This is a genomic window from Jeotgalibacillus proteolyticus, from assembly GCF_002926065.1.
Classification (GTDB): domain Bacteria; phylum Bacillota; class Bacilli; order Bacillales; family Jeotgalibacillaceae; genus Jeotgalibacillus; species Jeotgalibacillus proteolyticus.
In genome coordinates this window covers 616,577-641,923 of the sequence record NZ_PREZ01000001.1, presented here as the reverse complement: position 1 = coordinate 641,923, position 25,347 = coordinate 616,577, and the positions used below count along the sequence as shown (strand labels likewise).

At 40.8% G+C, this 25,347-nt stretch carries 32 protein-coding genes; 20 read left to right on the top strand and 12 right to left on the bottom strand.

What is annotated here, in order from left to right:
- The first annotated feature begins 82 nt into the window (after positions 1 to 82).
- The 5 genes from C4B60_RS03310 (at position 83) to C4B60_RS03290 (ending at position 4,882) form a co-directional block, all read left to right on the top strand.
- The gene (locus C4B60_RS03310) at positions 83 to 982 is read left to right on the top strand and encodes an ABC transporter ATP-binding protein (protein WP_104056567.1); all 900 of its coding nucleotides are present in this window, start codon (positions 83 to 85) and stop codon (positions 980 to 982) included.
- Positions 942 to 2,243: an ABC transporter permease gene (locus tag C4B60_RS03305; protein ID WP_245153852.1), complete on the top strand. Its 1,302-nt coding sequence runs from the start codon at positions 942 to 944 to the stop codon at positions 2,241 to 2,243. The genes C4B60_RS03310 and C4B60_RS03305 overlap by 41 nt, the downstream gene beginning before the upstream one ends.
- 168 nt (positions 2,244 to 2,411) lie before the next feature.
- A complete protein-coding gene (locus C4B60_RS03300; protein WP_104056566.1) occupies positions 2,412 to 3,617 on the top strand; it encodes an MFS transporter in 1,206 nt (401 codons plus the stop codon).
- A 36-nt stretch (positions 3,618 to 3,653) separates the two neighbouring features.
- The gene (yhaM, locus tag C4B60_RS03295; RefSeq protein ID WP_104056565.1) at positions 3,654 to 4,607 is read left to right on the top strand and encodes a 3'-5' exoribonuclease YhaM; all 954 of its coding nucleotides are present in this window, start codon (positions 3,654 to 3,656) and stop codon (positions 4,605 to 4,607) included.
- 92 nt (positions 4,608 to 4,699) lie between these two features.
- Positions 4,700 to 4,882 (top strand): sporulation YhaL family protein, encoded by a 183-nt coding sequence (locus C4B60_RS03290; RefSeq protein WP_104056564.1) that lies wholly within the window; start codon positions 4,700 to 4,702, stop codon positions 4,880 to 4,882.
- An 84-nt stretch (positions 4,883 to 4,966) separates the two neighbouring features.
- On the opposite strand, the gene C4B60_RS03285 is transcribed toward C4B60_RS03290, so the two are convergent.
- Entirely contained in the window at positions 4,967 to 5,893 is a 927-nt protein-coding gene (locus C4B60_RS03285; protein WP_104056563.1) for a peptidylprolyl isomerase, read from the bottom strand.
- Positions 5,894 to 6,116: 223 nt separating this feature from the next.
- On the opposite strand from C4B60_RS03285, the gene C4B60_RS03280 reads away from it, so the two are divergent.
- On the top strand, positions 6,117 to 6,200 hold the full coding sequence (locus C4B60_RS03280) for a YjcZ family sporulation protein (protein ID WP_104056562.1): 84 nt from the start codon (positions 6,117 to 6,119) through the stop codon (positions 6,198 to 6,200).
- A gap of 32 nt (positions 6,201 to 6,232) precedes the next feature.
- Positions 6,233 to 6,319, top strand: a complete 87-nt coding sequence (locus C4B60_RS03275) for a YjcZ family sporulation protein (RefSeq protein ID WP_104056561.1) — start codon at positions 6,233 to 6,235, stop codon at positions 6,317 to 6,319.
- A 49-nt stretch (positions 6,320 to 6,368) separates the two neighbouring features.
- Here C4B60_RS03275 and C4B60_RS03270 read toward each other — a convergent pair whose 3' ends face one another.
- From C4B60_RS03270 to C4B60_RS03255, 4 genes are all read right to left on the bottom strand, one after another.
- Entirely contained in the window at positions 6,369 to 6,557 is a 189-nt protein-coding gene (locus C4B60_RS03270; protein ID WP_104056560.1) for a hypothetical protein, read from the bottom strand.
- 144 nt (positions 6,558 to 6,701) lie between these two features.
- Positions 6,702 to 7,262 (bottom strand): DUF3267 domain-containing protein, encoded by a 561-nt coding sequence (locus C4B60_RS03265; protein ID WP_104056559.1) that lies wholly within the window; start codon positions 7,260 to 7,262, stop codon positions 6,702 to 6,704.
- 361 nt (positions 7,263 to 7,623) lie between these two features.
- Entirely contained in the window at positions 7,624 to 8,220 is a 597-nt protein-coding gene (locus C4B60_RS03260; protein ID WP_104056558.1) for an HTH-type transcriptional regulator Hpr, read from the bottom strand.
- 222 nt (positions 8,221 to 8,442) lie between these two features.
- Positions 8,443 to 8,820, bottom strand: coding sequence for a YtxH domain-containing protein (locus C4B60_RS03255; RefSeq protein WP_167578563.1), 378 nt, complete (start codon positions 8,818 to 8,820; stop codon positions 8,443 to 8,445).
- Positions 8,821 to 8,915: 95 nt separating this feature from the next.
- Here C4B60_RS03255 and yhzF point away from each other — a divergent pair, with 95 nt between their 5' ends.
- The gene (yhzF, locus tag C4B60_RS22015; RefSeq protein ID WP_104056556.1) at positions 8,916 to 9,095 is read left to right on the top strand and encodes a membrane protein YhzF; all 180 of its coding nucleotides are present in this window, start codon (positions 8,916 to 8,918) and stop codon (positions 9,093 to 9,095) included.
- A 43-nt stretch (positions 9,096 to 9,138) separates the two neighbouring features.
- Here yhzF and C4B60_RS03245 read toward each other — a convergent pair whose 3' ends face one another.
- Together C4B60_RS03245 and C4B60_RS03240 are read right to left on the bottom strand one after the other, a co-directional pair.
- Positions 9,139 to 9,657, bottom strand: coding sequence for a tryptophan transporter (locus C4B60_RS03245; protein WP_104056555.1), 519 nt, complete (start codon positions 9,655 to 9,657; stop codon positions 9,139 to 9,141).
- Positions 9,658 to 9,767: 110 nt separating this feature from the next.
- Positions 9,768 to 10,193 (bottom strand): HIT family protein, encoded by a 426-nt coding sequence (locus tag C4B60_RS03240; RefSeq protein ID WP_104056554.1) that lies wholly within the window; start codon positions 10,191 to 10,193, stop codon positions 9,768 to 9,770.
- A gap of 162 nt (positions 10,194 to 10,355) precedes the next feature.
- On the opposite strand from C4B60_RS03240, the gene C4B60_RS03235 reads away from it, so the two are divergent.
- Positions 10,356 to 11,102, top strand: a complete 747-nt coding sequence (locus C4B60_RS03235; RefSeq protein ID WP_104056553.1) for an ABC transporter ATP-binding protein — start codon at positions 10,356 to 10,358, stop codon at positions 11,100 to 11,102.
- A complete protein-coding gene (locus C4B60_RS03230) occupies positions 11,089 to 12,318 on the top strand; it encodes an ABC transporter permease (protein ID WP_104056552.1) in 1,230 nt (409 codons plus the stop codon). Before C4B60_RS03235 ends, C4B60_RS03230 begins: the two co-directional genes overlap by 14 nt.
- A 41-nt stretch (positions 12,319 to 12,359) precedes the next feature.
- Here C4B60_RS03230 and C4B60_RS03225 read toward each other — a convergent pair whose 3' ends face one another.
- Positions 12,360 to 13,529, bottom strand: coding sequence for a M20 family metallopeptidase (locus C4B60_RS03225; RefSeq protein ID WP_167578562.1), 1,170 nt, complete (start codon positions 13,527 to 13,529; stop codon positions 12,360 to 12,362).
- 142 nt (positions 13,530 to 13,671) lie between these two features.
- On the opposite strand from C4B60_RS03225, the gene C4B60_RS03220 reads away from it, so the two are divergent.
- The 4 genes from C4B60_RS03220 to C4B60_RS03205 all read left to right on the top strand — a co-directional run bounded on the left by C4B60_RS03220 (position 13,672) and on the right by C4B60_RS03205 (position 16,891).
- Positions 13,672 to 14,286: a phosphatase PAP2 family protein gene (locus C4B60_RS03220; protein ID WP_104056551.1), complete on the top strand. Its 615-nt coding sequence runs from the start codon at positions 13,672 to 13,674 to the stop codon at positions 14,284 to 14,286.
- A gap of 111 nt (positions 14,287 to 14,397) precedes the next feature.
- Positions 14,398 to 15,189 carry a cell wall-active antibiotics response protein LiaF gene (gene liaF, locus C4B60_RS03215; RefSeq protein WP_135122092.1) on the top strand — a complete coding sequence of 264 codons (792 nt, stop codon included), beginning with the start codon at positions 14,398 to 14,400 and terminating at the stop codon, positions 15,187 to 15,189.
- A 12-nt stretch (positions 15,190 to 15,201) separates the two neighbouring features.
- A complete protein-coding gene (locus tag C4B60_RS03210) occupies positions 15,202 to 16,236 on the top strand; it encodes a HAMP domain-containing sensor histidine kinase (protein WP_167578561.1) in 1,035 nt (344 codons plus the stop codon).
- A gap of 10 nt (positions 16,237 to 16,246) precedes the next feature.
- Positions 16,247 to 16,891, top strand: a complete 645-nt coding sequence (locus C4B60_RS03205; protein ID WP_104056549.1) for a response regulator — start codon at positions 16,247 to 16,249, stop codon at positions 16,889 to 16,891.
- A 94-nt stretch (positions 16,892 to 16,985) separates the two neighbouring features.
- On the opposite strand, the gene C4B60_RS21345 is transcribed toward C4B60_RS03205, so the two are convergent.
- Complete coding sequence (locus C4B60_RS21345; protein WP_167578560.1) at positions 16,986 to 17,144, bottom strand: hypothetical protein; 159 nt, start codon at positions 17,142 to 17,144, stop codon at positions 16,986 to 16,988.
- Between the two features lie 18 nt (positions 17,145 to 17,162).
- Complete coding sequence (locus C4B60_RS03200; RefSeq protein WP_104056548.1) at positions 17,163 to 17,669, bottom strand: antibiotic biosynthesis monooxygenase family protein; 507 nt, start codon at positions 17,667 to 17,669, stop codon at positions 17,163 to 17,165.
- A 250-nt stretch (positions 17,670 to 17,919) separates the two neighbouring features.
- Between C4B60_RS03200 and hemE the strand changes: the two genes are divergently transcribed.
- The 3 genes from hemE (at position 17,920) to hemY (ending at position 21,439) form a co-directional block, all read left to right on the top strand.
- Positions 17,920 to 18,951 carry a uroporphyrinogen decarboxylase gene (gene hemE / locus C4B60_RS03195; protein ID WP_425331142.1) on the top strand — a complete coding sequence of 344 codons (1,032 nt, stop codon included), beginning with the start codon at positions 17,920 to 17,922 and terminating at the stop codon, positions 18,949 to 18,951.
- An 86-nt stretch (positions 18,952 to 19,037) separates the two neighbouring features.
- Positions 19,038 to 19,967 (top strand): ferrochelatase, encoded by a 930-nt coding sequence (gene hemH, locus C4B60_RS03190; protein ID WP_104056546.1) that lies wholly within the window; start codon positions 19,038 to 19,040, stop codon positions 19,965 to 19,967.
- Positions 19,968 to 19,999: 32 nt separating this feature from the next.
- Complete coding sequence (gene hemY / locus C4B60_RS03185) at positions 20,000 to 21,439, top strand: protoporphyrinogen oxidase (protein ID WP_104056545.1); 1,440 nt, start codon at positions 20,000 to 20,002, stop codon at positions 21,437 to 21,439.
- 103 nt (positions 21,440 to 21,542) lie between these two features.
- Here the strand turns inward: hemY and C4B60_RS03180 are convergent, their stop codons facing one another.
- Both C4B60_RS03180 and yhfH read right to left on the bottom strand, forming a co-directional pair.
- Positions 21,543 to 22,160 carry an acetate uptake transporter gene (locus C4B60_RS03180; RefSeq protein ID WP_104056544.1) on the bottom strand — a complete coding sequence of 206 codons (618 nt, stop codon included), beginning with the start codon at positions 22,158 to 22,160 and terminating at the stop codon, positions 21,543 to 21,545.
- A gap of 804 nt (positions 22,161 to 22,964) precedes the next feature.
- Positions 22,965 to 23,078 (bottom strand): protein YhfH, encoded by a 114-nt coding sequence (gene yhfH / locus C4B60_RS03175; protein WP_425331148.1) that lies wholly within the window; start codon positions 23,076 to 23,078, stop codon positions 22,965 to 22,967.
- Positions 23,079 to 23,272: 194 nt separating this feature from the next.
- Here yhfH and C4B60_RS03170 point away from each other — a divergent pair, with 194 nt between their 5' ends.
- The 3 genes from C4B60_RS03170 (at position 23,273) to C4B60_RS21340 (ending at position 25,262) form a co-directional block, all read left to right on the top strand.
- Positions 23,273 to 24,040, top strand: coding sequence for an MBL fold metallo-hydrolase (locus C4B60_RS03170; protein WP_104056542.1), 768 nt, complete (start codon positions 23,273 to 23,275; stop codon positions 24,038 to 24,040).
- Positions 24,024 to 25,013: a lipoate--protein ligase gene (lplA, locus tag C4B60_RS03165; protein ID WP_104056541.1), complete on the top strand. Its 990-nt coding sequence runs from the start codon at positions 24,024 to 24,026 to the stop codon at positions 25,011 to 25,013. The genes C4B60_RS03170 and lplA overlap by 17 nt, the downstream gene beginning before the upstream one ends.
- A gap of 96 nt (positions 25,014 to 25,109) precedes the next feature.
- The gene (locus C4B60_RS21340) at positions 25,110 to 25,262 is read left to right on the top strand and encodes a hypothetical protein (protein WP_167578559.1); all 153 of its coding nucleotides are present in this window, start codon (positions 25,110 to 25,112) and stop codon (positions 25,260 to 25,262) included.
- Positions 25,263 to 25,347 lie beyond the last annotated feature (85 nt).

Below are 25,347 nucleotides of genomic sequence, written 5' to 3'. Positions count from 1 at the left end.
GTAAAGAAAAAATTTGGAAACAAAAAACAGAAACATTTTCACTCTCCATTCGTATAGAATAAAGAGTAAAGGAGTGGAAGGGATGAGCTTAGAGATAAAGAATGTAACAAAAAAATTTGGTGAGCAGCGGGCTGTCAACGATCTTTCACTTACAATTCCTGAAAACACCATGTTTGGCTTTCTAGGTGCGAATGGGGCAGGAAAAACAACTACATTTCGCATGATGCTCGGTTTAATTGATGCATCAGCTGGTGTTATCACATGGAATAACCAGCCTATTGGCTATGAAAGCAGTCAACAGGTCGGCTACCTGCCGGAAGAGCGCGGGCTTTATCCGAAAATGAAGGTAAAAGATCAAATCGTCTATTTAGCCAGATTAAGAGGAATGGGTAAAAAAGAAGCAGAAAAAGAACTTGTTTACTGGCTGGAGCGTTTTAAGGTGCCGGACTATAAAAACAAACGTGTGGAAGAGCTCTCTAAAGGAAATCAGCAAAAAATTCAATTTATAGCATCAATAGTACATAAACCTTCACTTATTATATTGGACGAGCCCTTCAGTGGACTTGATCCGGTTAATGTAGAGCTTTTAAAAGAAGCAGTTCATGACATACACCAAAAAGGTGCTACTATTATTTTTTCAAGCCACCGTATGGAGCATGTGGAAGAGCTTTGTGAGAATGTATGCATCATCCATAAAGGTAGCCCTGTTTTGCATGGTGAAATCCGTAACATTAAAAGGTCCTTCGGCAAAAAGAATCTGCTAATTGATTCCGATCAGGATCTAACCTATCTTTCTGATTTCCCAGGCGTCGTGAAGCTGAAAAAGCGGTTGGATGGTGTAAAGCTCCAGATTGAAAATGAAGAGGTTTCCCAGTTTATTTTAAAGGAAATCTACGGAAAAGGATTTATTCGGCAATTCTCCTTAGAGGAACCGGCATTAAATGATATTTTCATCGAGAAAGTTGGTGCTTCCTTTGAATAAATTCAGTTTAATGCTGGCAAAAACGTATAAGGAAAAACTTAAATCTAAATCCTTTATCATTACGACATTATTATTCTCATTAGCCATTATTCTTGGAACGAACTTTCAAGCCATTTCAAGCTTTGCCGGATCAGCATTTGGAGGAAACCAAAATCAGGAGTGGACAATTGCTGTTTATGATGAAGAGGGAAGCATTGCTCAGGCTCTTGAGCGCCAGATTGGCTTCGTGAATGAGGATATTACCATTGTTCAAAGTGATGCAGATCTTTCAGAGCTTGAGGAGCAGGCTGCAGATGGAAGCTATGATGCACTGCTAACCCTCTCCTTGCGCGAGAGCGGGAAAATTGATGCTAATTATCTTTCCGATTCTCTTATCCAAAGTGATTTGTCTTCGGATCTGCAGACGACACTGCAAACCATTCAATCAAATCTTGCAGCCTCCAGACTGAATTTAAGTGCCGATGAGCTTGCTACTTTAAACATGCCTGTTGCCTTTGAACACTCCTCTTTTTCCGAGAGTTCAAAATCACAGGAAGATCTTAATGAAGCAAGAGGACTTGTTTATATCATGATTTTTGTCATCTACATGTCCGTTCTTATTTACTCCATGATGATTGCAACAGAAGTCGCAACTGAAAAATCATCCAGGGTAATGGAAATATTAATTTCAAGCGTACCTCCATTTCAACAGATTTTTGCAAAGATACTTGGTGTTGGTCTGCTTGGACTTACCCAACTGTTGTTATGGGCGCTTGTTGCCTTTGCATCTATTAATATAAGCGGTGAAACCCAGAACAGCGGAATTTATCAATTTTTTTCGTTTTCAACAGGGAGTATCCAAACACTTATCTTTGGAATTGTCTTTTTCCTGTTGGGATACTTTCTTTATGCGACAATGGCAGCGTTTCTCGGTTCATTAGTAAGCCGTTCTGAGGATGTACAGCAAATGATCATGCCATTGAATTTACTTATTGTAGCAGCTGCAATGCTCGCTTTTTATGGGCTTGCTAACCCGGAAGGAAGCTTAATTACCTTTACATCGTTTATTCCTTTCTTTAGCCCGTTAGTTATGTTCACACGGGTAGGAATGCTTAATGTGCCTCTATGGGAGCCGTTAACTGCCATTTTTCTCACGCTGGCAGCGATTATTATCATTGGGTGGTTTGGGGCAAAGGTGTACCGTGGGGGAGTACTAATGTATGGGAATGCCTCCTCGTTTAAAGATTTAAAAAAAGCGTTAATGCTATCTAAGAAAAGGTAAAAAATCAACCTTAGTGGTTGATTTTTTTACGAAAGCAGACCAGCTTCTGGTACAATTGAAACGGAACGCATGTTCCTTTGACGTTGAAGGTTTTTACTTGTAGCATTTTCAGGAAGACTGAAATCGTCTGGCTGCTTAATCGGCAGGTAAGTAGAAAGGATTGGAAATATGAAAACTGAATATAAAGGCCAAAAAAATAGAGGGCCTCTATTTCTTTTAAGCTTTAATTTATTTATCGTTATGGTAGGAATCGGTTTGGTGATTCCTATTTTGCCATTTTACGTAGAAATGTTTAATGCGGATGCTCAGACATTGGGCTTTTTAGTAGCGGTATTTGCTCTTATGCAATTTTTGTTTGCACCGGTTTGGGGCAGGCTTTCTGATAAAATCGGCCGCAAGCCTCTAATCACAATAGGATTAGCGGGTTTTGCTGCTGCAGAATTTATTTTTGCTTTTGCGACCGGTCTTTGGATGCTTTTTATCTCAAGGATACTTGCAGGGATTTTCGGTTCGGCATTAATGCCGACTGCCATGGCTTATGTATCAGATGTAACCGACGAAAAAAGCAGAGGGCAGGGGATGGGTATTCTTGGAGCGGCTATGGGCTTAGGCATTGTCGTGGGCCCTGGCATTGGAGGCTGGCTTGCAGAATACAATCTATCTTATCCTTTCATAATGGCGGGTATTGCGGCATCAGTGGCAGCTATCGTATCTGTATTCGTTTTGCCGGAATCCTTGCCGAAGGAAAAAAGAGCACTCATAGAGGATGGACCAAAGCAAACGCAGTATAGCAGAATAAAAGAGGCTCTTGTAAGTCCGGTTGGTTTTCTGTTAATTTTAGTGTTTATTATGAGCTTTGGCCTGGCTAATTTTCAGGCTATTTTTGGCTACTATGCGCTTGAGCGTTATGGATACGGACCACAGCAGGTGGGAATCATCATTCTGTGTGTCGGAATTGTCGGAACGCTTGTACAGGGTGTTGGCGTAGGAAGGATGACGAGGAGGTTTGGCGAAGAAAAGGTTGTAACGATTTCATTAATTATCAGTGCAGCTGGCTTTATTCTTATGACACTGGCCGAAACATTTAGTATGATTATTATAACAACCGGAGTTTTCTTTATCGGAAATTCGTTATTAAGACCATCGTTAAATTCATTAATTTCAAAGCTTGCCGGACCAAGACAGGGAATGATCATGGGATTAAATAATTCCTTTTTAAGCCTGGGAAATGTGGCTGGGCCGATTCTAGCCGGCTTCTTATTTAATGTAAATATTCATATTCCATATTTGTTTGGGGCTTTTATTATGATTATTGGCCTAATTTCTACAAAGTTATGGATACAACAAAAGAAAAAAAGAGCTGAAGCAGCTTAATGAATAGAAGGAATATTTGAAGGGAGCTGGAAGCAAATGAAAGGAATTACTTTTTTAAAAGCGGGGGACCCCGTAGAGCAATATCTATTAATTAAACAATCGACAAAAGGGGTCACAACGACCGGAAAGCCTTTTTTAACATTGATTTTTCAGGATCGAAGCGGTGATATTGAAGCTAAGCTTTGGGATGCAGGAGATGAGGATGAAAAAAAATATCAGGCTCAATCGATTGTAAAAGTAGCCGGAGAAATTCATAACTATAGAGGGAAAAACCAACTGAGACTTAGACAGATAAGACCTGCAACTCCTGCAGACGGCGTATCGATCGGTGAGTTTTTAGAGACAGCGCCAGTACCGAAGGAAGAAATGATGGATCAGTTAACCCAGTATATTTTTGAAATGAAAAACCCAACAATTCAACGCCTTACACGACATCTTGTGAAGAAGCACCAAAAGGAATTTTTGGAATTTCCGGCCGCAACTAAAAACCACCATGAGTTTGTTTCGGGACTTGCATTTCATGTTTTATCAATGCTTCATATAGCAAAATCGCTGACAGCGTTATATCCTTCATTAAATAAAGATCTTTTATATGCAGGGATCATTCTTCACGACATGGGGAAAGTAGAAGAGCTTTCAGGAGCGGTTTCTGCTTCGTATACGCTTGAAGGGAATCTTTTGGGACATATTTCCTTAATGGTGAATGAAATCGGTCAGGCTGCAAAAGAGCTTGAAATTGAAGGGGAAGAGGTGCTTATGCTTCAGCATATGGTCTTATCACACCACGGCAAAGCTGAGTGGGGCTCTCCAAAACCTCCGATGCTTAGAGAAGCTGAAATTTTACATTATATTGATAATCTCGATGCAAAAATGAATATGATGGACCGTGTGATTAATCGTACAAAACCGGGTGAATTTACAGAGCGGGTATTCGCACTTGAAAACCGTTCATTCTATAAGCCTCAAATGTATGAGGAAGAAAATGAATAATCTCACTCATTTTTTCAAAGCTGCCTGCATAGGCTGTCCATAACCACTTAAACAATTGACTTAGATTCAGTTGTTGAATAGGAGGAAGAGTAATGTTCCCATTATGGATTGATCTTACAATTGGTGGAATTGCCATAAGTGCAGTAATGGCAATTCGGGCAGCTTATGTTGAACGGAAAGTGGAAAAAGAGTGGATTGAAGAGCATGGAAAAACGTATATTAACAGGATGATAAAAGAAAAACAAAAAAGATTGGCTTTCCGGGAGGAAGATTAATTTTTTAGCTTATGAAAAAAGGCTGTACTGTAAAATGACATGTGTCATAAGCAGTACAGCCTTTTTAATTTAGATCAAGTTCTTTTATTCTTCATCTGTTTCCTGTTCTTCTTCAACAGGTGTTTCTTCTATAGGCATTTCCTGTGGCTCTGCGAGCAATGCATCGAAGCTTGAAGATAAATCTTCATCCTTGATATCAATATCAGCGTCGCGAAGAAGCTCCTGAATAATACCGGTAAGTTGGGCTTGGTCAGCTTTGCTTAGTTTTATCTCGTGCTCAATTTGATCACGCATTTCATCAAGGCTGCCTGTTTCGACTTCCTGGGTTTCAAGTACTTCTATAATATGAAAGCCAAAGCTTGATTCTACAGGGTCGCTGATTTCATTTTCTTCCAGGCTAAACGCTGCCTCTTCAAACGCAGGATCCATTTGGCCAGGACCAAAGAATCCAAGGTCTCCACCCGATTCCTGTGCAGCCGGCTCAATAGAATACTCTTTGGCAAGCTCCCCAAAATCTCCGCCGTCCTCGAGCAGTTGTTTGACCTCTAAGGCTGTCGCTTCATCTTCAACTAAAATATGACGGGCATTTACTTCTTTTTTTCTTTGGTCATATTCTGCCTGAACTTCTTCTTCAGTTACTTCAACATCTGCTACAAGTGCATTTTCCTGCAATCTGTTTAAAACAAGTGTTTCCCGGAAGGATTCTTCTGAATATCCTTGCTGCGCGATGATTGCATTAAATTGCTCTTCTCCACCGTACTGTTCTTTCATGCTTTCGATTTCTTCATCTATTTCTTCCTCAGATACAGGATATTCCTCCTGAAGAACTTGCTTTAGCACCATCATTTGCAGTGCCTGCTCACCCACACTGCTTTTCATTTCCTGATAAAATTCATCTTTTGTTATGTCACCGGCGGAGGTTGATGCAATTACCTCATCAGAATCATTATTGCATGCTGCTAATACTGAAATTCCAGCGACCAGTGAAACCGTTGCTACCCACTTCTTCATTTCATTTTCCTCTCCTTACCATTATCTCGGCGATTCTTCAAAGCATACTATACCATACTTACCATAAATCGGTGAATACGTTCTGAATTTTCTTTTATCAAAGATACTATCTGATGCTGCTTTCTTCATTCATTTTTCACAATTATTTAAGATTCCATTCGAGCGCCCATTCCAAACCTTCAGTAACTGAATAGCATAAATAATAAAGAGAGGAGGGGTTAAGATGGGTTACGGCTATGGTGGAGGCTTCGCGTTGATCGTGGTGCTTTTTATTCTGTTAGTGATTGTAGGAGCAGCTTGGTTCTAAAATAAATTTTTATAAAAAAAGGAGGAACTAACATGTCAGGTGGAGGATACTACGGAGGTTTTGCTTTAGTAGTTGTATTGTTTATCCTATTGGTTATCATTGGTTCTGCTTGGTTCTAAAATTGAACCGAGAAAGTATTTAAAAAACGGACCTCATCAGGTCCGTTTTTTACGTATATAATACTTCTACATAGGATGAAATCAATAAAATTAATATCAGGATATTGATCGTACGAAATACCTTTGGCTGTTTTTCATCAGGTATCTCTTTTTGAACACACAATTTATTCGTCATGCGATTAATAGAATATAAAATAAAAATAGTAAATAAGATAAATAACGATACAACGGAGACCATTGCCAACCCCCTCCTATTCTCTAGTTACTACAATAACAAAATATGAACAGAAAAAACAGACATAGCTACTATTCTTTTAATTTTTATAAGAAAAAATCCCCCTGCCGTTTCAATTAAGTCCGGGCCACTGAGGGATTTGTTAAATTAGATCTGGTTATATCCGGTATCTTTTACAGGAATTAATATTTCATACCCTTCATCATACTCTTCAATATATGCGTCTTTTGGTGATTTAAATAAACATTTAGCATATAAAAAGTCAACCAGGCAAATCCCTGTGTGATAAGCAGTCAGCATCGTAAAGTAATGAGAATAATTTGGGTAAGCACTGGCTCCCATAAGTAACACGCCATTAATAAAAATAAACGGAAAAACCAAAGCCAAAATAAAAGCGGTTTTAGGTATAGGCTTTTTCACACGCACTGACATGACAGGCACAAAGTAAAACTGAAACCTTGTTTTCAACTTAATCTGGCTCAGGTAACTAATCAAAGGCAGTACATGAAACAATTTATGTGCCGGGTAGATAATAAATACCCCAATTATAAATAATGAAAAATATTGATCGTACAGCGGTGATTGACTCATAATTTGAAAGAGTACGTGTAAAAAAGAAAAGACAGCCAGGACCAGGATCATTGATAACAAAAAGATCCGATAAAATCCGTACTGTTTTTTAACATTTATTGATTTCCAGCAATGCATAAGCAAAATCGCCTCCTTAACCCGACGACAAAAGATATTTAAGACCTGAGAGCTACTTTACTCCCCTTAAAACCAAAAATCAATACTAAAAGTAAAAATAAATGAAATTAAGAGCGGAAGGCGCTCGTTCAGCTCCGACAAGCATAAGACGACCTGTACAAGTAGGCGCTTTTTGCCTACTGGGCAGGGTGGCTTATGACTCGAGGAGCTAGCGTATGGAGCTGGATAAAATTAAAAGCGGAAGCGGCTCGTTCAGGCCCGGCAAGCACAAGGGAGAAAGGGAGCAGATCTGGTACGCAGCAAAAAAACCACTCCATAGAGTGGTTTTTAGGATTATACAATAGTGGGATAAGAGCAAATATCAGGTAGAGGACGCGATTCCCTTCACAGAAGAAAAGGAGGAAGGATTCTTCTTCTTGATCTTGCCTTCTTCTTCTGTAAATTCTGTTTCAATATTATGAAAGGATTTTTCGAATATTTTCATGAAATCATCACCGTAAATATTTTTCACAATGGCCATCATTTCCATCATTTCAGGAAACTTCCCATAGATTTCTCTCAATGGAGCTGCTCCCTGAAAAACAGAATTCTTTTCAGGAGAATAGTTTTCCATCAGCTCCAATAAAAGATTGTCTCCTTTTTCTGTTAGCTTGATGTACGTATTTCTTTTATCATTTTCTCTTTTCGAGAACTGAAGATAACCCCGCTCCTCGAGCTTTTTTGAGAAGTTAAAGGCAGTCGAAACATGCATAACACCAAACTTGGCTACATCTGAAATCGAAGCCCCTTTTAAATGATAGGAAATCCATAAAATATGATGCTCATTAATATTTAAATCATACGGCTTAATCCAATTTTGCCAGTCTTTCTCGATCGCTTTCCAAAGCGCTTTACTCAATTGAGCCATGCGCTGACTGAATAACATGGCTTCTTTCATGGAATATGGTTGTTCGTCCAAAGAGCTCACCTACTTTAACTGAATTGGTCATTACCGAGCAAAAAAACCCGAATAGGATATGTTTTTAATATTATAGCAATAAAGTAAAAATAAAAAAAGGTATGAATAAATTAAATTTTCAAACAAATATAGCACTATTTTGTGAAAATCGTCAATTTGATTTAATAAGAAGGTTCTTTACTAAAACCTGTTCAAAAAAAAAAACAGCCTTAAGGCTGTTTTTTACGAAGGCTGAGGTGATTTTTCATCCTGATTTATCGAGCGCTCCAGCTCTTCCATAGTAGCCTGGATAGCTGCAAGCTCCTCCTGAAGGTTGCTGATTGCAGGATCAGATTCACTCTTCCACGCCTGGATGGAATCTTTAAGTTCTACGATTACTGATTGAAGCGAATCTTTACCTTCCTTAGAAACCTGCTGGATCGATTCTTTCACCTGCTGAAGATTCATTTGGATCTCAAGCATATGATCCGACCAATTATCCTTTGTGTTTTTAATCGTTCCCCGCAGCTCTTTCCCGGACTGGGGAGCTGTAAAAAGGGCACTTGCTGCACCAGCTGCAAGCCCTACTAATAAACCGTAAGATAATAATTTCACATTCATTAACCACACATCCTTTATTAGATTTAATCGTTTTATTAAAGTTAACTTAATCATACGATATAATACATCCCTTTTGGTAAAGGAGGAGTCCTGCCATGATAATTAAATGGTTGTTTTTATTATGTACCCTAGTGCTGCTTGCTCTGTCCTTTAATTTGATTATAAAAATATCTTCAAAGATGATGTACCCGCCCCGCCAGGTTAGAATACGCAATGCTTTTATCAGTACTGCTGCGTGTGTCCTATTCTTTTCTTTAACCTATTTTACGTGGTAATAAACAAGAAAAAAGGACCCGCCTAATTTGACGGGCCCTGAGACTAAACGGCTGGCTGCATCAAACTTGAACGTTTCATAACGGTTTGAACAACCGGATACATAATGCCCATTAATAGGCCGTTTAGAATAATAGCAGGAAGTACAGCAGTAACAGCCAAAGCAAGAATCGGAGCAGGCAGTCCCACTATAAGTGCTGCAGATCCCAAAAATAATGTGCCGGATATGACAGTACCAACAGCTGTTAAAATGGCTGCCCCATAAATCGTGCGGCTGTACTTTGCTGCTGCTATCACCAATCCATAAAATAGAAAGGCAGTGATGGGCTTATCAATTAAGTTAGGCAGAAATCCTCCAGGAAATGTAGTAGTCAGACCTGAGAGCAATCCGGTAGCAATTCCTAAAAGCAGAACATTTTTTACGCCTGGAAACAGCAGGATCCCAAGAAACATCATTAACAACGACATATCAGGCTTCATGCTTAAGGTCCCCGGCAGTAATAGATGCAGTGTTGCACCGATCCCAACAAATAATGATAACGCCACTAGTGTTCTTGTATTCATTTCTCATCTCTCCTCAACTAATCTCGTGCTTTTTCCAGCATGCTCTGATAGCTGCTGGCAAAAAGTAATGTAATTATAACATATTTCTCTTTTGCTTAAGATTAAATTGCTTATTTTTCAATCGCTGAAGATATCTCTTTTGCGATTGTGCGTAAATCATCAGCTGAGTAAGCATCCATATGCGTCTCCCAGCCGGGCTTGAAGCCATCCTCTTCACCATGGCGGGGAAGAATATGTAAATGGAAATGGAAAACGGACTGTCCTGCGTACTCACCATTATTATTTAACAGGTTTAATCCTTTGAGATTATAGGTTTTCTTTAAAGCCTTAGTAATTCCGGGTACAACAGAAAAAAGATGGCCTGCTATTTCAGGTGTTAATTCATGGACGTTTTCATGGTGCGCTTTTGGAATTACCAGGGTATGGCCTTTTGTTACCTGGCTGATATCCAGAAATGCCAATACATGCTCATCTTCATATACCTTAGAAGAAGGGATCTCCCCATTTATAATTTTACAAAATATACAGTCGCTCATGCTTTTCACCCTTTCCTTTAGTAGATGCTTCTATCTTATCATATTCTAAAGGGTGCAACAGTAATAGGAAGCTTGAAAATAGGAGCTTTAGCCTTCTGGTTGCACGAGCGGGAAGGAAATCTGCTACAATATCGGTAACAAGAGATGGAAAGGAAGAAGAAAATGGCACTTCTTGAAATACAAAGCCTTGCGGGGGGTTACACACGTAAGCCTGTGCTGAATAATATAAGCTTTTCAATGGATACAAAGCGTATTATTGGGTTAATCGGTCTGAACGGTGCAGGAAAAAGTACAACCATTAAACATATTATTGGGCTGATGGAGCCTCACTCCGGGACGATATCTATTAATGGCTTAGAAATAAAAGAACAGCCAGATGAGTATAGAAAGCAATTCTCTTACATACCGGAGGCGCCTATATTATATGATGAATTAACTCTTGAGGAGCATTTAAAGCTGACTTCAATGGCTTATGGAATTTCAGAGGAGACCTATGGGGAAAGAGTTCCTCTTCTGCTTGAGAAATTTCGCATGAAGGGAAAGCTTAAATGGTTTCCTGCTCATTTCTCAAAGGGAATGAAGCAGAAGGTTATGATTATGTGTGCTTTTTTAATTAATCCAAGCCTTTATATTATAGATGAACCATTTGTAGGCTTAGACCCTCTTGCCATCCAGTCACTTTTGGATTTGATGGAGGAAATGAAAAAGTCCGGCGCCAGCATTCTAATGTCCACTCATATTCTTGCTACAGCAGAACGTTATTGTGATTCATTTATTATTCTTCATGAGGGTGAGGTCCGTGCCCAGGGGACCCTTGAGGAGCTAAGAAAGGAATTTGCAATGCCGGGGGCAACGCTGGATGATATTTATATCCAGCTGACAAAGGAAGATTCAAATGAAGCACGTTAATGATTTATGGGCAAGCAGGCTGCAGGATTATAATCGCGAGCTTCAAAAATATCTTCGCTACATTTTCAATGGGCACTTAATGTTCGTACTCATCTTTGCCGTTGGGGGAGGAGGGTACGCTTACAGTAACTGGGTAAGCACGCTAAATGAAGATTTTAATGCAGCACTTATTATGGCTGTCATTATCGGTCTAATTGTGACGATGAGTCCAATTTATACGTATTTAAAAGAACCGGATAAAGTTTACTTAACTCCCTTAGAAGGGCAGATGAAACGATACTTTGTGAGTGCCGGGGTAAGCAGCTTTTTCTTTCAATCTTATCTTGTGCTAATTGCATTGGCTGCCTCTATGCCAATGTACGTAAAAGTGCAAGGAGTAGGATTTTCATCGTTCTTTCTTCTTTTAGCCATTGTTTTGGCTCTAAAAGTATGGAATTTGTTTGTTCGCTGGCTGGTGCTTAAATTTCAGGAAATTTCTACACACCGAATTGATATGCTGATCCGCCTTATTATGAATATTTTTTTCTTATGGACGGTTTTCGCCCGGGTTTCTTTATGGGTCCCCGCAGCAATTGCATTAATCCTGGCGGGGTATTTGATCGGTTTTAAAAGACTGACGAAGAAAAAAACGTTGAAATGGGAGCTCTTAATTGATCTGGAGCATGCGAGGCTTCATCGTTTTTATCGTTTTGCAAATTTATTTACCGATGTTCCTCATTTAAAAGGACAAGCTAAGCGCAGAATTTGGTTAGATCCATTTTTAAAACGTTCACCATTCGGGCCTAAATTTACGTATCGTTATTTATATGTGAGAACCTTTTTGAGATCCGATGAATACTTCGGTCTTTGGGTTCGCCTGACGATTATTGCATCTGTAATAAATATCGGCTCAGGAAATGTATGGGTTAAAGCAGCTGTTGCGGTTCTTTTCTTATATTTAACAGGCTTTCAGTTAATACCAATGCTGAAAAAGCATGAATTAAAAATCTGGCCGGATCTGTATCCTATTCCGTCAGGCTACAAAAACGAATCGTTTAAAGGCGTTTTATCTACTGTACTGATCGTGCAGGGAGCACTATTTATTGTAGTAAGCTCATGGGGAGGGGAATGGTTTGATGCGTGTGTTGTAGCATTTGCCTGCCTGCTGTTTTATGCTCTATTTATGTACTCCTATGTACCGAGTCAGATTAAAAAGTGGTATTCACCTTTAACATGAAAGAAAGCCGGCGTACAAATGTATGCCGGCTTTCTTGAGTATTATGCGTTAATCGCGGCAGCACCAAGGGTTTTGGCTGCGATGAGCATGGCTTTTTCGTTAAAGTCGAATTTTGGATGGTGGTGAGGGTATGGGTTTGTAACGCCCTCCTGCTGTGCGCCTGTAAAGAAGAAGGCGCCTTTTCTTTCTTCTAAATAGTAAGCAAAATCTTCTCCGCCCATTTGAGGCTCCATTTCTTCTATTACGGTAACCTCTGGAACGAGCTCCGCCTGTTCGACGACATGGTTCATTTCTGCTTCATGATTTACCACGGCAGGGTAGCCTCTGAAGTAACTGTACTGATATTCACAGTTTGCTGCCAGACAGGTTCCTTTAACGACTCGCTCAATTTCATTTTCAATTTGTGTGCGTACGTCAGGATTAAATGTGCGGACTGTACCAATCAGCTTTGCTGAATCAGCAATTACATTAAAGGCATTGTCTGCTACAAAGGAGCCTACAGTGACCACAGCTGAATCGATCGGGTTTACACGCCGGCTGACGATTTGCTGCAGATTGGTTACAAGCTGGGAACCGACCACAATGGCATCCTTCGTTTTATGAGGCTGGGCACCGTGGCCGCCTGCACCTTGAATGGTAATTTCAAAACGGTCGGCAGCAGCCATGATAGGACCGACGCGATGCTGAATTTTCCCAAGAGGCTCAGTCGCCCAAAGATGTGTGCCAAAAACAAGATCAACCCCATCTAAGCATCCGTCTTCAATCATTGGCTTTGCACCGCCGGGAGCATATTCTTCAGCATGCTGATGAATCAGGACATAGGTTCCTGAAAGCTCTTCTTTCATCTCATTCAATGCCTTTGCAAGATGCAGCAGAGTGGAAGTATGTCCATCGTGTCCGCAGGCATGCATCTTGTTTGGAACGGTGGATTTATAAGGCACATCTTTTTCATCCTGGATTGGAAGTGCATCAAAATCGGCTCTTAGCGCAATGGTTTTTCCAGGCCTGCCTCCCATGATCCTTGCAACGACTCCATTGCCGCCAACACCCGTGCGGACTTCAACCCCGAGCTCTCTGTAAAAAGAAGCGATAAAGGCTGGAGTTTCTTTTTCTTCAAAGGAAAGTTCAGGATTCTGGTGCAGAAAACGTCTGACTTCGACCATGTCAGAATAAAATGAATCGAGCTTTTCAAATAGTGTATGTACAGTCATGATTACTCTCCTTTCGTAAATCGAATTAATAACATAACAGAGCCAGTATATCATTTTCAAATAATTTTGACACTCTTTGGGCATCCGGGGTATATGCATTATAATAGGGAGTAACCCAGCATCATGAAGGGAGTTGAATAATATGAGAATCTATTTTTATCCGCTCGGTGCTGTTACATTGCTTGCCTCGATCCTGCTTATAACTGGAGTATTGTCCAACTCATTGGGATCAATCGACGGGTTTGGCAGTAGGATGATTGATGGTATGAATTTTTTGCGGTTTTTTAGTTTCATTGGAACTCAAGGGTTCCTGGCTGCAGTAAGTGTTTTGGCTGTTTTATTTTTATGGTTCAGGCGTAATAATTATCTGGGAATGATTCTTGTGCTGCTTGCTGTAGGCGGAGGAAATATGCTTAATAAAGGGATAAAACGCTGGATTGAAAGAGAACGTCCGGAAGCGGGTCTAGCAGAAGGAAGTTTTTCTTTTCCGAGTGGACATGCCATGGTCAGTTTAATCGCAGCGATCGTTATTATTTTTCTTATTACTGAACAGGTGACAAACCGTAAATCCCAGCTTCTCATGTATGCAGCAGGTATCTCACTTTCGATACTGACCGGGCTAAGCCGACTGACGGCAGGCGCACATTTTTTTACCGATGTCATTGGCGGTTGGCTTATTGGTTATACCTACGCTATTCTCTGTCTGCTTCTATATGAATGGTTTTTAAAAAGGAGATCTCAAATTTCTCCGTCTTAAGGCGGAGGCAATATCCCTCTGGTGCATCTTACCAATGCTCTGGAGTTTTTTTATGATGAAAAAAAGAAGGAATATAGGATCCGATAAAAGAAAGAGTAATGGAGAAAGAGGGTGAATCCCGTGGAATCAGGCAGCAGCAGGCAATGGGGCTGTGCAAGTATATTATTAATTTTCGGCATTTTATTATTGCTTCTTAATCTCAATATTTTAGAGCTTGGCGATCAATCGTTTTTTTCATTCGTTATTCCCTTGATTCTTTTATTCTGGGGGCTTTCATTTTTAGGCAGGTACGTAAAAAACAGGAGGTCCGGGTTATTTAGGGGATCTTTTCTTACCATATATGGCGGTCTGCTAACTACTTCGTTTTTAGGATATGCTGAATTTGCCTACGATGACTGGTGGAGGCTTTGGCCGCTCCTATTGATCGTTCTTGCGGTTTCTATTTTTTCACCGAAAAGAAAGATCTATTTTACTTATGATTCGGATAAGAGCAAATACGATACTGTTAAAGAAAGCAATGCAGGTAAGATAATAAGAACAAAAGGGTTTACCGTTGGAAATGTACAGTACACCGACGATAACTGGGCTCTTGGAGATATGCGGATGCATCAGGGAGTAGGAAATTATTATATCGATTTAAGCAAAGCCTACGTTCCAGAAGGAGAATCAATTATCCATTTATCGGGCTGGGTTGGAAATATAAAAATGGTCATACCGGAGGATTTAAGTGTCAAAATTAATGCAGCAGTTACGGTCGGGGAAATCAATGTATTCAATAATAGACCTGTAAATAAAGCAGGCAATCAGCTTTCATTTAAATCCGCAGACTATGATGACGCCTATAAAAAAGTTTCGATTAAAGTAAGCGTAAATGCCGGTTCTGTAAGAATTACTCATGTGTGAAAGGGGAGGGCTATGAAGAGTTTAAAAAACCTCCATGTCTGGTTTATTTCTCAGTATTTATTGTTTACTTTGTTTGGCTCAGTCATTCTTTTTCTTATTATGCAGGTTCATATCCTGCTTGATGATACGCCTGTTATTTCACTGCAGGAGTCTGTTCTGCTGACATTAGCTGTAGCTTTTGTTTTTATGGTGCTGACGTTTTACCTTGGCAGTCAATCGAGTCAAATGGTTGTTAGAAGAATCGATAAGATTACCTCCTATGTGTCAAGGCTTGGAAGCGGTAAGTACCATGACCGGATCACGGTTGATGATAATGATGAAATTGGCCTTATGGAACTGGAGCTTAACCGATTAGCCCAAACGATGCAGGAGCAGGTGAAATCCTTGCAGAGGGTGGCAAGTGAACGTTCATCTCTTGAAAAGCAGGCTCAGCAGGCTGTCATTATTGAAGAGCGCCAGCGTTTTGCAAGAGACCTTCATGACTCCATCAGCCAGCAGCTTTTTGCTCTGAACATGATGTCTTCAGCTTCTGTACGCCTTCTTGATTCAAATTCAGATGAAGCAAAATCTATGATTGTTCAGATTTCACAAATCGCAGAAAAAGCACAGGGTGAAATGAGGGCGCTGCTTCTTCATCTTCGGCCGATTGAATTAAAAGGAGAAACGCTAAGAGGCGGGCTGTTAAAACTTATACGCGAGCTTGAGCATAAAACACCTATTGCGTTTGAAACGCATCTCCTTCATATGGATCTGTTACCGGAAAATGCTGACGAACACTTATTCAGGGTTGTACAGGAAGCCATTTCAAATATTTTACGCCATGCCAATGCGTCAAAAATAATCATTCGTTCAGAGGCTAAAACCAATACATTTAACCTCTTTATTCAGGATGACGGAAAGGGCTTTGACCTGGCTGAGAAAAAATGGACCTCCTATGGACTTCAGACCATGAGGGAGCGTTGTGAGGAAATCGGAGGAAAATTTGAAATCCGGTCAAAAAAAGACGAAGGTACATACATAAACATACGAATTCTTTTAGAAGAATAGGGGAGATCAAATGGAAAAAGTACGTGTGCTTATTGTAGATGATCATGAAATGGTCAGAATGGGAATCAGATCTTACCTGCTGACTGAAGAGAAAATTGATTTTTTAGGGGAAGCATCAAACGGCAGGCAGGCGGCTGAGCTTGCAAAAGAAGTAAAGCCGGATGTAATCTTAATGGATCTTTTAATGGAAGACGGTACCGGAATAGATGCCACAAGGGACATTCTTTCGTTTCTCCCGGGCTGCAAAATCATTATTTTAACAAGCTACTACGATGATGAACAGGTTTTCCCCGCCCTTGAAGCAGGCGCTCACAGCTATATTCTCAAAACATCTTCTGCCAGGGACATTCTTGATGCGATTTATAAAGCCGCTAAAGGAGAATCTGTCATAGAACCCCAGGTTGCCAATAAAATGATGACACGCTTCCGGACAAAGGAAAAGGAGCTTCATGAGGAATTAACGGAGCGTGAAATGGATGTATTAAAATGCTTGGGGGATGGATTGACGAATCAGGAGATTGCAGAGGCTTTGTTTATCGGGATCAAAACAGTTAAAACACATGTAAGCAATTTGCTTAGTAAATTGGAAATGAACGATAGAACCCAGGCAGCTATCTATGCGAACCGAAAAGGCCTGCTCAGGGAGAAAAATTAAAATGGGGTTGAGACAAATTCGTGTCTCAACCCCTTGTCCGGTTCACTGCGCTTCAGGGGGACGCTTTCCGCGGGGCGGGGCTTGAGCTAACTTGCTAGCGCAAGTGGATCTCAAGCTCCCGCTTCATCCCGCAGGAGTCGCCCCCTTCCGCTCCGATCACCTCACGTTTCTTAAACGCGTATTTTTGAAATACATACAAATCCTTATAGGTATGTTCCAAGCTCTTTAGCAGGTTTAAACTGGAATCAACCATTTCCGGCTGATTTTTTCTTTAGTCCGAATAGCCTCTGTACTTGGTCACGAAGGACGAGCGCGGGAAAATAGATTTTTTCTGATCAAGCCCCTGGTCGGTTCCTCTTTTTTCATGCGCTTTATTGTAGGCTTGTGAGGACTGCCAGTTTTTAAAGGAATCCTCGTCTTTCCACTGAGTTAAAACTACATAAATATCTGATTTAATCGGCCGGAGAACTCTTATTGCTACAAAGCCCGGCTCTTTATCAATGAGACCTGCACGGGTTTTAAAGCGATCCTCAAACACCGGACGTCCTTCATCTGAAACAGGAATATTATTAAAAACAAAGAATCCCTCTCTTTCAAATGTTCCTGACTGTTCAAAAATCTCATACTTTCTAGGCTGGCTGAAAATCGTTTTTCCTTCTGTTTCATGAAGCAGCAGTGCAGTATCCTCACCCTGCAGAAGAATGAGTGTTTCATCAGGATTCTTATCAATCATTTTATGTAAAAAATCAGGCGTGCCAAAGGTCATATAAAGATTCATCCTTGTTTCCTCCTTTGTCCTTCTCCATTAAATTTACCCATAAGTACGACAGATTAATCCAGTAATTTATCTTGAAAATACGATAAAAAGAGTCGATTTTATGACATTTCATTTTGATTGCTATACAGTAATAAGGAATAGGTCTATAGTGAGAAATAAGTGGATAAAACGATCGTAACGACTGAAGTTGCCGCTATAGGCAGGGCAGGTTGTTTGGTTAACGAGATTTGAAAGGTGGAAGGTTAAGTTGATGAAACCGTTTAATGATACATTTTTGCGTGCAGCAAGAGGGGAAGAGGTGTCCCATACACCTGTTTGGTATATGAGGCAGGCTGGCCGTTCTCAGCCTGAATATCGCAAAATTAAAGAAAAATACTCTTTATTTGAGATCACTCATCAGCCGGAGCTTTGTGCATACGTAACACGCCTGCCTGTTGAAAATTATAACGTCGATGCAGCGGTTCTTTATAAAGACATCATGACGCCGCTTCCGGCAATGGGTGTAAATGTTGAAATAAAATCAGGGATCGGTCCTGTTATCGATAATCCAATCAGATCCGTACAGGATGTTGAAAACCTCGGGATGATTGAACCGGAGGAGGATATCTCCTACGTACTCGATACTATCCGTCTATTGACTAAGGAGCAGTTAAATGTGCCGCTGATTGGTTTTGGCGGAGCACCGTTTACACTTGCAAGCTATATGATTGAAGGGGGACCTTCGAAAAATTATCATAAAACAAAAGCCTTTATGTATCAGGAGCCTAAAGCATGGTTTGCCTTGATGGACAAACTTGCTGAAATGACGATCCGCTATACAAAAGCTCAAATAGCAGCGGGAGCAGGAACAATACAGATTTTTGATTCATGGGTTGGGACGCTGAATGTAACAGATTATCGCTATTATATACAACCTGCGATGGAAAAAATCTTTGCTGCGCTTCGTGCTGAAGAGGTTCCGTTAATTATGCACGGAGTAGGGGCAAGTCATTTAGCAGAGGAATGGCACCGCCTGCCGGTTGATGTAGTAGGTCTTGATTGGCGCCTATCGATTCAGGAAGCAAGAGAAAAGGGGCTTACAAAAGCGCTGCAGGGAAATCTTGATCCATCCCTTCTTCTTTGCGACTGGTCTATTATTGAAGGACATGTAAAGCCGATCCTTGATCAGGGCATGATGCATCCGGGGCATATCTTTAATCTGGGACACGGTGTATTCCCGGAGGTTAAACCGGACACATTAAAACGTCTGACAGCTTTCGTTCACGAATACACAACAAGATAAGCAGATCGCTTGAGCATAATGATTAACTTATAAAATTGAACATGATAAAAGTAATAGGACGATAAATTTTATGAGGTGAGAAAACCATGTCAAAACAGAAAATGGGCCTTCTCGTCATGGCTTATGGAACGCCATATAAAGAGGAAGACCTTGAACGCTATTATACCCATATTCGCAGAGGCCGCAAGCCTTCTCCAGAGCTTTTGGAGGATCTGCGCTCACGCTATGAAGCGATTGGTGGAATTTCACCTCTTGCCACGATCACACAGGATCAGGCTGATGCGCTAACTGCAAGATTAAATGAAGTTCAGGACAAGGTTGAATTTGTTGCATATCTTGGCTTAAAGCACATTGAACCGTTTGTAGAGGATGCTGTAGAGCAGATGCATAAAGACGGAATAGAAGAAGCTGTTTCTATCGTCCTTGCTCCACATTTTTCAACTTACAGTGTGAAGTCCTATAACGGCCGTGCAAAAGAAGCAGCCGAGAAGCTTGGCGGACTGACGATTCATTCAATCGAAAGCTGGTATGATGAGCCTAAATTTATTCAGTACTGGTCTGAAAAGGTCAGCGAAGTATTTAGTGAAATGAGCGAAGAACAGCGTGAAAAAGCCGTTTTAATCGTTTCAGCTCACAGCCTTCCGGAGAAAATCTTAGCAGGGGGAGATCCTTATCCTGATCAGCTCAAGGAAACAGCTGAGTTAATTGCTGAGCAGGCAGGTGTCCGCAATGTTGAAATCGGGTGGCAAAGTGAAGGAAATACACCGGATCCGTGGCTTGGACCGGATGTACAGGACTTAACAAGAGCTCTCCACGAAGAAAAGGGATATCAAACATTCGTGTATACGCCGGTTGGCTTTGTTTCCGATCATTTAGAGGTTTTATATGATAATGACTATGAGTGTAAAGTCGTAACGGATGAAATTGGTGCTGCCTATTATCGTCCCGAAATGCCAAATACTCAGCCGCTTTTTATTGACGCAATGGCCGATAAAGTACTAAAGCTGATTAAGTAATACGATACCTGGTACAGAAAGTGATGAGTGATGTGTCTTCAATTAAGAAAAAGATCGTCGTAGTAGGGGGCGGGATCACCGGCCTTGCAGCAGCATATAAACTTCAAAACCAAATACAGCAGATGGGGCTGGATGCTGAGCTTTTCCTGGTTGAATCAAGCCATCGGCTGGGAGGTAAAATTCAAACTGCCCATAAAGAGGGCTTTGTCGTTGAAAAGGGACCTGATTCATTCCTGGCGCGTAAAAAAAGCATGTCCCGCCTCATTAAGGAAGTAGGACTGGAAGATCAGCTAGTTCCGAACTCAACTGGTCAATCTTTTATTTTAATGAATGACAAGCTTCACCCGATGCCCGGCGGATCAATTATGGGGATTCCAACTCAGATAAAGCCGTTTATGACAACCGAGCTTGTATCGATGTCCGGGAAGCTCCGGGCAGCGGCAGATTTCGTATTACCTCGGTCTAAAGCAGGATCTGACCAATCACTTGGTGAGTTTTTCCGCCGCAGGCTGGGTGACGAAATCGTAGAAAATCTAATTGAACCCTTGCTTTCAGGGATTTATGCCGGAGATATTGATCAAATCAGTTTACTGTCAACCTTTCCTCAGTTTCATCAAATGGAACAGGATCATAGAAGCCTGATTGCGGGCATAAAGAAAACATCATCACCTGCTCCTTCGGGAAATCAGCAGGAGAAAAAGAAAAAAAGCTTATTTTTAACCCTGACTTCAGGTCTTCAATCACTTGTCGACCGGCTGGAGGAAAAATTGGACAATACAGCCATCCTAAAAGGGGTAAAGATTGAAAGCATTGAGGATCCAGAAGATAACAGCCACAGCTATTCACTTCATTTAAGCAATGGAGAGACACTGGATGCGGACAGCGTTATTCTTACTGTCCCTCATTATGTGGCTGCTTCCATCTTTCAGAAGAAACAGCTTCTTACAGAATTTAAGGATGTTCCTGCTACCTCAGTGGCGACAGTAGCGATGGCTTTTCCGAAGGAAGCTGTTACACAGGTGCTTGATGGAACAGGGTTTGTTGTGTCGAGAAACAGTGATTATACGATTACAGCTTGTACCTGGACTCATTATAAATGGCCGCACACCACTCCTGAGGGGAAAGTACTTCTCAGATGCTATGTGGGACGTGCAGGCGACGAAGCAGTGGTGGATCTTGCAGATGATCAGATCGAAGCGATTGTGTTAGATGATTTAAATAAAATCATGAATATCACAGCAGCTCCTGAGTGGACGATGGTTACCCGCTGGAAAGATGCGATGCCTCAATACACGATCGGTCATAAAGAACGCCTTGCTAAAGTGAGAAGGGACCTTGAGAGTGAATTTCCCGGCGTATATTTAGCAGGAGGATCCTACGATGGGATTGGACTTCCCGATTGTATAGATCAAGGGGAAAAGGCAGCTGAACAAGTGCTGGCATTTATAGCGAAAGAAACGGCACACGTGTAAGAGAACGAAATTAAAAAGGGCAGGACCGCAGAAGGATACTTGAGTATCTTTAAGCGGCTCTGTCCTTTTTATTTAATGATTGTTTGCATTATGTTAAAAGATACTATTTGAAAATACCAAAAGGCTTCCCGATTGGAAGGGTGGTTTTTCCGAAATGGGTGTTCAATACACTTGCAGCAGAACCGTAAAAGCTGAGTATTGCTATAAGCAATTCAGCTACAGCAGCCATCATATGCATAGCTTCATATGCAATTCCGAGTGTAGAAAGAGCTAGTCCGATAAATAAGAAATCAATAAGGACAAAAATAAAAAATAGCACCTTGTTTGTTTCCATTGCTCCAACGGTCATAAATAAGCTGAAGATCAGGTAGCCGACAAAGGCGATTCCGAGCTGGTTTGTGTCTACAGCAGCAGCTGCAGCTTCCCCGAAAACCCCGTATTGAATTAACCAGGATGTACCCATTCCAAGCCAAAAAAGTCCGAATGCACCGAATGCTGTTGTGCCAAAGGTGTTGTTATGCTTTGCGTCCTGGACACTGGCGAAGAGCTGGGCAAAACCGCCAAGAAATATTGCCCAAGGCAGGACGAAGGACATGCCGTCTGTCCATCCAAGCTTTGCGGATGAAGCGACTAGTGTTACCATGGCAAGGCCGAATAAGCCAATAGCAGAAGGGTCTGCTGTGACCATTTGCACGCGTTGAGCGGGTTGATGCTGATTCATAGATGATTACCTCCTAAAAAACATACCTGACTAATTTACATGGTAAGAAGGGAGGTTGCAATAAGAAATAGTATGTAAGCGGAATTTACATTTTTTAATTGTGAAGAGGAAGGACACATTTGGAGGTATTTACCCAAGATTATATGTAAAGTATAAATTCCTTTTTAATGGAGCAAGTTAGTTTTCACTGCAGGGGGATGCTTTCCGCGGGAAGGGGCTTGAGCTAACTTGCTAACGCAAGTGGATCTCAAGCTCCCTTTTCCTCCCGCAGGAGTCACCCCCTTCCGTTCAAACTAATCCATTTTCTAAGTTTAGTGCTTTAAAATTTTAATGTTATGAGTGAATTCCATTTAATACAGCCACATTAATGTAAAAGAATTATGTCTTTTAGCTGCCGTAATTTCAAAATGAAGTCAACTCTAAAGGATAAGACATTAATCAACTTTTCCATATAAAATACAACCTCATTACATTCCACTTTAAAAATACTAGATTATTTTTCAGGAGTTGATTGCAGTGGAAGGGGCTGACTCCTGCGGGATGCAGCGGGAAGGCTGAGATCCACTTGCGAAGCAAGTTAGCTCAGCTCCCGCCCCGCGGAAAGCATGCCCCTGCAGCGGAAATCAGCATGCTTGATTAAAAGGCATTCACTATTACTCTCTCCTTTTAAAAGAAAAATAAATTTTCAAAGTGCTAATTCATTTTTCAAAAAAGGATGGACTAAATACATAAAAAACACTCCCCGTCGTACTAAAACAGATTAACTGTTTTAATGGGGGAGTGTTTTTGTTTTAGCTGTTTTACTTAGTGTGAGTTCCTGCATTTATCGCAAGTGGTGCCATAAGCTTCAGCTTGTTCTTCCATTTTATCTCCACAAGATACACATTTCTTTGGCGGCAGGTTTCTGAAAAATTCCATAACATTTTCAAGCATTATGATCATTCCTTTCTCATTAGCTGTTATACAACTAATATATGATTTTCTATATTGTATTATAACAGATTGGTAGACGTCAAGGCTTTTGCCAAAATAATCGCCCATTAATGAAAAAATAGTTCAAATGAAGTATAGTAAAGGAAGTGAAAAAGCATGCTTATCAAGGAGGAATTAAAGTGAAGGTCACAGTTGTAGGCTTTTGGGGCGGGTATCCTAAAGTGAATGAAGCAAGCACCGGCTATTTGATCGAACAGGATGGCTATCGTTTTCTTCTTGATTGCGGAAGCGGTGTTCTAAGCCAGCTGCAGCGTTATATGGCACCTGAAGAGCTGGACGCCCTGGTTGTTACGCACTATCATCCTGATCATGTAGCAGATATCGGTGTGCTTCAGCATGCTGTTTTAATACAGCACTTTTTACAGGAGAAGCCGTTTCATATTTCTGCTTATGGGCACACAGAGGACCAGCAGGGCTTCGAATCGCTGGCGTATAAAGAGTTAATGTCAAAAAACGCATACATACCTTCAGAAGATCTTCAGCTCGGACCGTTCACTTTGTCTTTTTTAAAAACGACTCACCCTGTTCCATGCTATGCGGTTAAGGTAATAAGCAGTGAGGGCTCTTTTGTGTTTACTGCTGATTCTGCTTATCAGGATTCCTTTATTCCGTTTGCAGAAGGGGTTGATCTGCTTATATCTGAATGCAACTTTTATAAAGGCATGAGCGCAGCACCTGCAGGACATATGACGAGTGAAGACGCAGGGATGCTTGCCCATTCAGCGGGAGTAAAAGCATTAATGCTAAGTCATCTTCCGCATTTTGGCGAGCTTGAGCAGCTGGCGGATGAAGCAAAAGAAATCTATAAGGGTGAGGTTATGCTTGCAGCATCAGGCCTTGCCATTACATTATCTAAAGGAGGAACACCACATGCTGTTTATCGATAATAAAGGGGTAACAGATCCCCGGATTAACCTGGCTATAGAAGAATATGCACTGAAGAACCTTGATATTAATCAATCCTATCTGCTTTTTTATATAAATGAACCATCGATCATCATCGGGAAGAATCAAAATACAATCGAAGAAATTAATACTGATTATGTTGAAAAAAACAATATTCAGGTTGTGCGCCGGCTTTCAGGCGGTGGAGCGGTTTATCATGATCTTGGTAATTTAAACTTCAGCTTTATCACAAAGGATGACGGCGATAGCTTTCATAACTTCAGAAAGTTTACAGAACCTGTAGTAGAAGCGCTCCATCAAATTGGTGTGCCTGCTGAATTAAAAGGAAGAAATGACCTGGTCGTCGGAGAGAGAAAAATATCCGGAAATGCTCAGTTTTCTACAAAAGGACGCATGTTCAGCCATGGAACATTAATGTTTGATTCTGAAATTGATCATGTCGTTTCTGCTTTAAAGGTTCGCAAGGATAAAATTGAATCAAAAGGAATTAAATCCATCCGAAGCCGTGTAGCTAATATCTCGGAATTCATGGAAGAGAAAGTAACGATAGAAGAATTTAAGAAACTGATCCTCAGCCATATTTTCAATGGTACAGATCAAATTGAAGAGTATGTGCTGACTGATGAGGATTGGGAAAAAATTCATCAGCTTTCTAAGGAACGCTACCAGAATTGGGATTGGAACTACGGAAAATCGCCAAAATTCAATTTGCAGCATTCTCATCGTTTTCCGGTTGGCGGGGTTGATGTGCGTCTGGATGTTGAGAAAGGGACCATTCAAAACTGCAAAATTTATGGGGATTTCTTTGGTGTAGGAGACGTCAGTGACATCGAGGAAAGGCTTTCCGGATTGCGTTATGAACGAAAGCATATTGAGGATGCCCTAGAGGGAATTGACTTGAAACATTATTTTGGGAATGTTGAAAGAGAAGAGTTTATTGATTTACTGTATTAAAAGTAAAGTTTAATAAGCACTGCAGCTTTAGAGACTGATGGGTTACCTCAGTCTCTTCTTTTGCAGACCGGCTAGTAGTAAACGGAGGAGGAAGAAATGAAGAAGGGTAAATGGGTGCTTTTGGTTTTCGTATTAACAGGTCCTGTATTTAACTTGATGAGCTGGAACTTGACTGTGGGGTACGTAATCAGCATCGTATCTCTTACTGGTCTTCTGCTATGGGATCTTTTGGGAAAAAGAAGTAAATGAAAACGCTCTCTTGATTAGGAAGAAATGTTTGGATATAATTAGTGTGAAAATTCATTTTTATTTTTTATGAAGAAAATGAATGACT

Coding starts and splice junctions, on each gene's coding strand:
- C4B60_RS03220 (WP_104056551.1), top strand. CDS start 13,672: ATGAGAATCTATTTTTATCCGCTCGGTGCTGTTACATTGCTTGCCTCG.
- C4B60_RS03310 (WP_104056567.1), top strand. CDS start 83: ATGAGCTTAGAGATAAAGAATGTAACAAAAAAATTTGGTGAGCAGCGG.
- C4B60_RS03300 (WP_104056566.1), top strand. CDS start 2,412: ATGAAAACTGAATATAAAGGCCAAAAAAATAGAGGGCCTCTATTTCTT.
- C4B60_RS03240 (WP_104056554.1), bottom strand. CDS start 10,193: ATGAGCGACTGTATATTTTGTAAAATTATAAATGGGGAGATCCCTTCT.
- yhfH (WP_425331148.1), bottom strand. CDS start 23,078: ATGGAATTTTTCAGAAACCTGCCGCCAAAGAAATGTGTATCTTGTGGA.
- C4B60_RS03180 (WP_104056544.1), bottom strand. CDS start 22,160: ATGAATCAGCATCAACCCGCTCAACGCGTGCAAATGGTCACAGCAGAC.
- C4B60_RS03280 (WP_104056562.1), top strand. CDS start 6,117: ATGGGTTACGGCTATGGTGGAGGCTTCGCGTTGATCGTGGTGCTTTTT.
- C4B60_RS21345 (WP_167578560.1), bottom strand. CDS start 17,144: ATGGTTGATTCCAGTTTAAACCTGCTAAAGAGCTTGGAACATACCTAT.
- C4B60_RS03200 (WP_104056548.1), bottom strand. CDS start 17,669: ATGAATCTTTATATGACCTTTGGCACGCCTGATTTTTTACATAAAATG.
- C4B60_RS03285 (WP_104056563.1), bottom strand. CDS start 5,893: ATGAAGAAGTGGGTAGCAACGGTTTCACTGGTCGCTGGAATTTCAGTA.
- C4B60_RS03305 (WP_245153852.1), top strand. CDS start 942: ATGATATTTTCATCGAGAAAGTTGGTGCTTCCTTTGAATAAATTCAGT.
- C4B60_RS21340 (WP_167578559.1), top strand. CDS start 25,110: ATGAAGAAGGGTAAATGGGTGCTTTTGGTTTTCGTATTAACAGGTCCT.
- C4B60_RS03235 (WP_104056553.1), top strand. CDS start 10,356: ATGGCACTTCTTGAAATACAAAGCCTTGCGGGGGGTTACACACGTAAG.
- C4B60_RS03290 (WP_104056564.1), top strand. CDS start 4,700: ATGTTCCCATTATGGATTGATCTTACAATTGGTGGAATTGCCATAAGT.
- C4B60_RS03225 (WP_167578562.1), bottom strand. CDS start 13,529: ATGACTGTACATACACTATTTGAAAAGCTCGATTCATTTTATTCTGAC.
- hemH (WP_104056546.1), top strand. CDS start 19,038: ATGTCAAAACAGAAAATGGGCCTTCTCGTCATGGCTTATGGAACGCCA.
- lplA (WP_104056541.1), top strand. CDS start 24,024: ATGCTGTTTATCGATAATAAAGGGGTAACAGATCCCCGGATTAACCTG.
- yhzF (WP_104056556.1), top strand. CDS start 8,916: ATGATAATTAAATGGTTGTTTTTATTATGTACCCTAGTGCTGCTTGCT.
- hemE (WP_425331142.1), top strand. CDS start 17,920: ATGAAACCGTTTAATGATACATTTTTGCGTGCAGCAAGAGGGGAAGAG.
- C4B60_RS03210 (WP_167578561.1), top strand. CDS start 15,202: ATGAAGAGTTTAAAAAACCTCCATGTCTGGTTTATTTCTCAGTATTTA.
- C4B60_RS03255 (WP_167578563.1), bottom strand. CDS start 8,820: ATGAATGTGAAATTATTATCTTACGGTTTATTAGTAGGGCTTGCAGCT.
- C4B60_RS03270 (WP_104056560.1), bottom strand. CDS start 6,557: ATGGTCTCCGTTGTATCGTTATTTATCTTATTTACTATTTTTATTTTA.
- C4B60_RS03275 (WP_104056561.1), top strand. CDS start 6,233: ATGTCAGGTGGAGGATACTACGGAGGTTTTGCTTTAGTAGTTGTATTG.
- C4B60_RS03205 (WP_104056549.1), top strand. CDS start 16,247: ATGGAAAAAGTACGTGTGCTTATTGTAGATGATCATGAAATGGTCAGA.
- C4B60_RS03230 (WP_104056552.1), top strand. CDS start 11,089: ATGAAGCACGTTAATGATTTATGGGCAAGCAGGCTGCAGGATTATAAT.
- C4B60_RS03265 (WP_104056559.1), bottom strand. CDS start 7,262: ATGCATTGCTGGAAATCAATAAATGTTAAAAAACAGTACGGATTTTAT.
- yhaM (WP_104056565.1), top strand. CDS start 3,654: ATGAAAGGAATTACTTTTTTAAAAGCGGGGGACCCCGTAGAGCAATAT.
- C4B60_RS03245 (WP_104056555.1), bottom strand. CDS start 9,657: ATGAATACAAGAACACTAGTGGCGTTATCATTATTTGTTGGGATCGGT.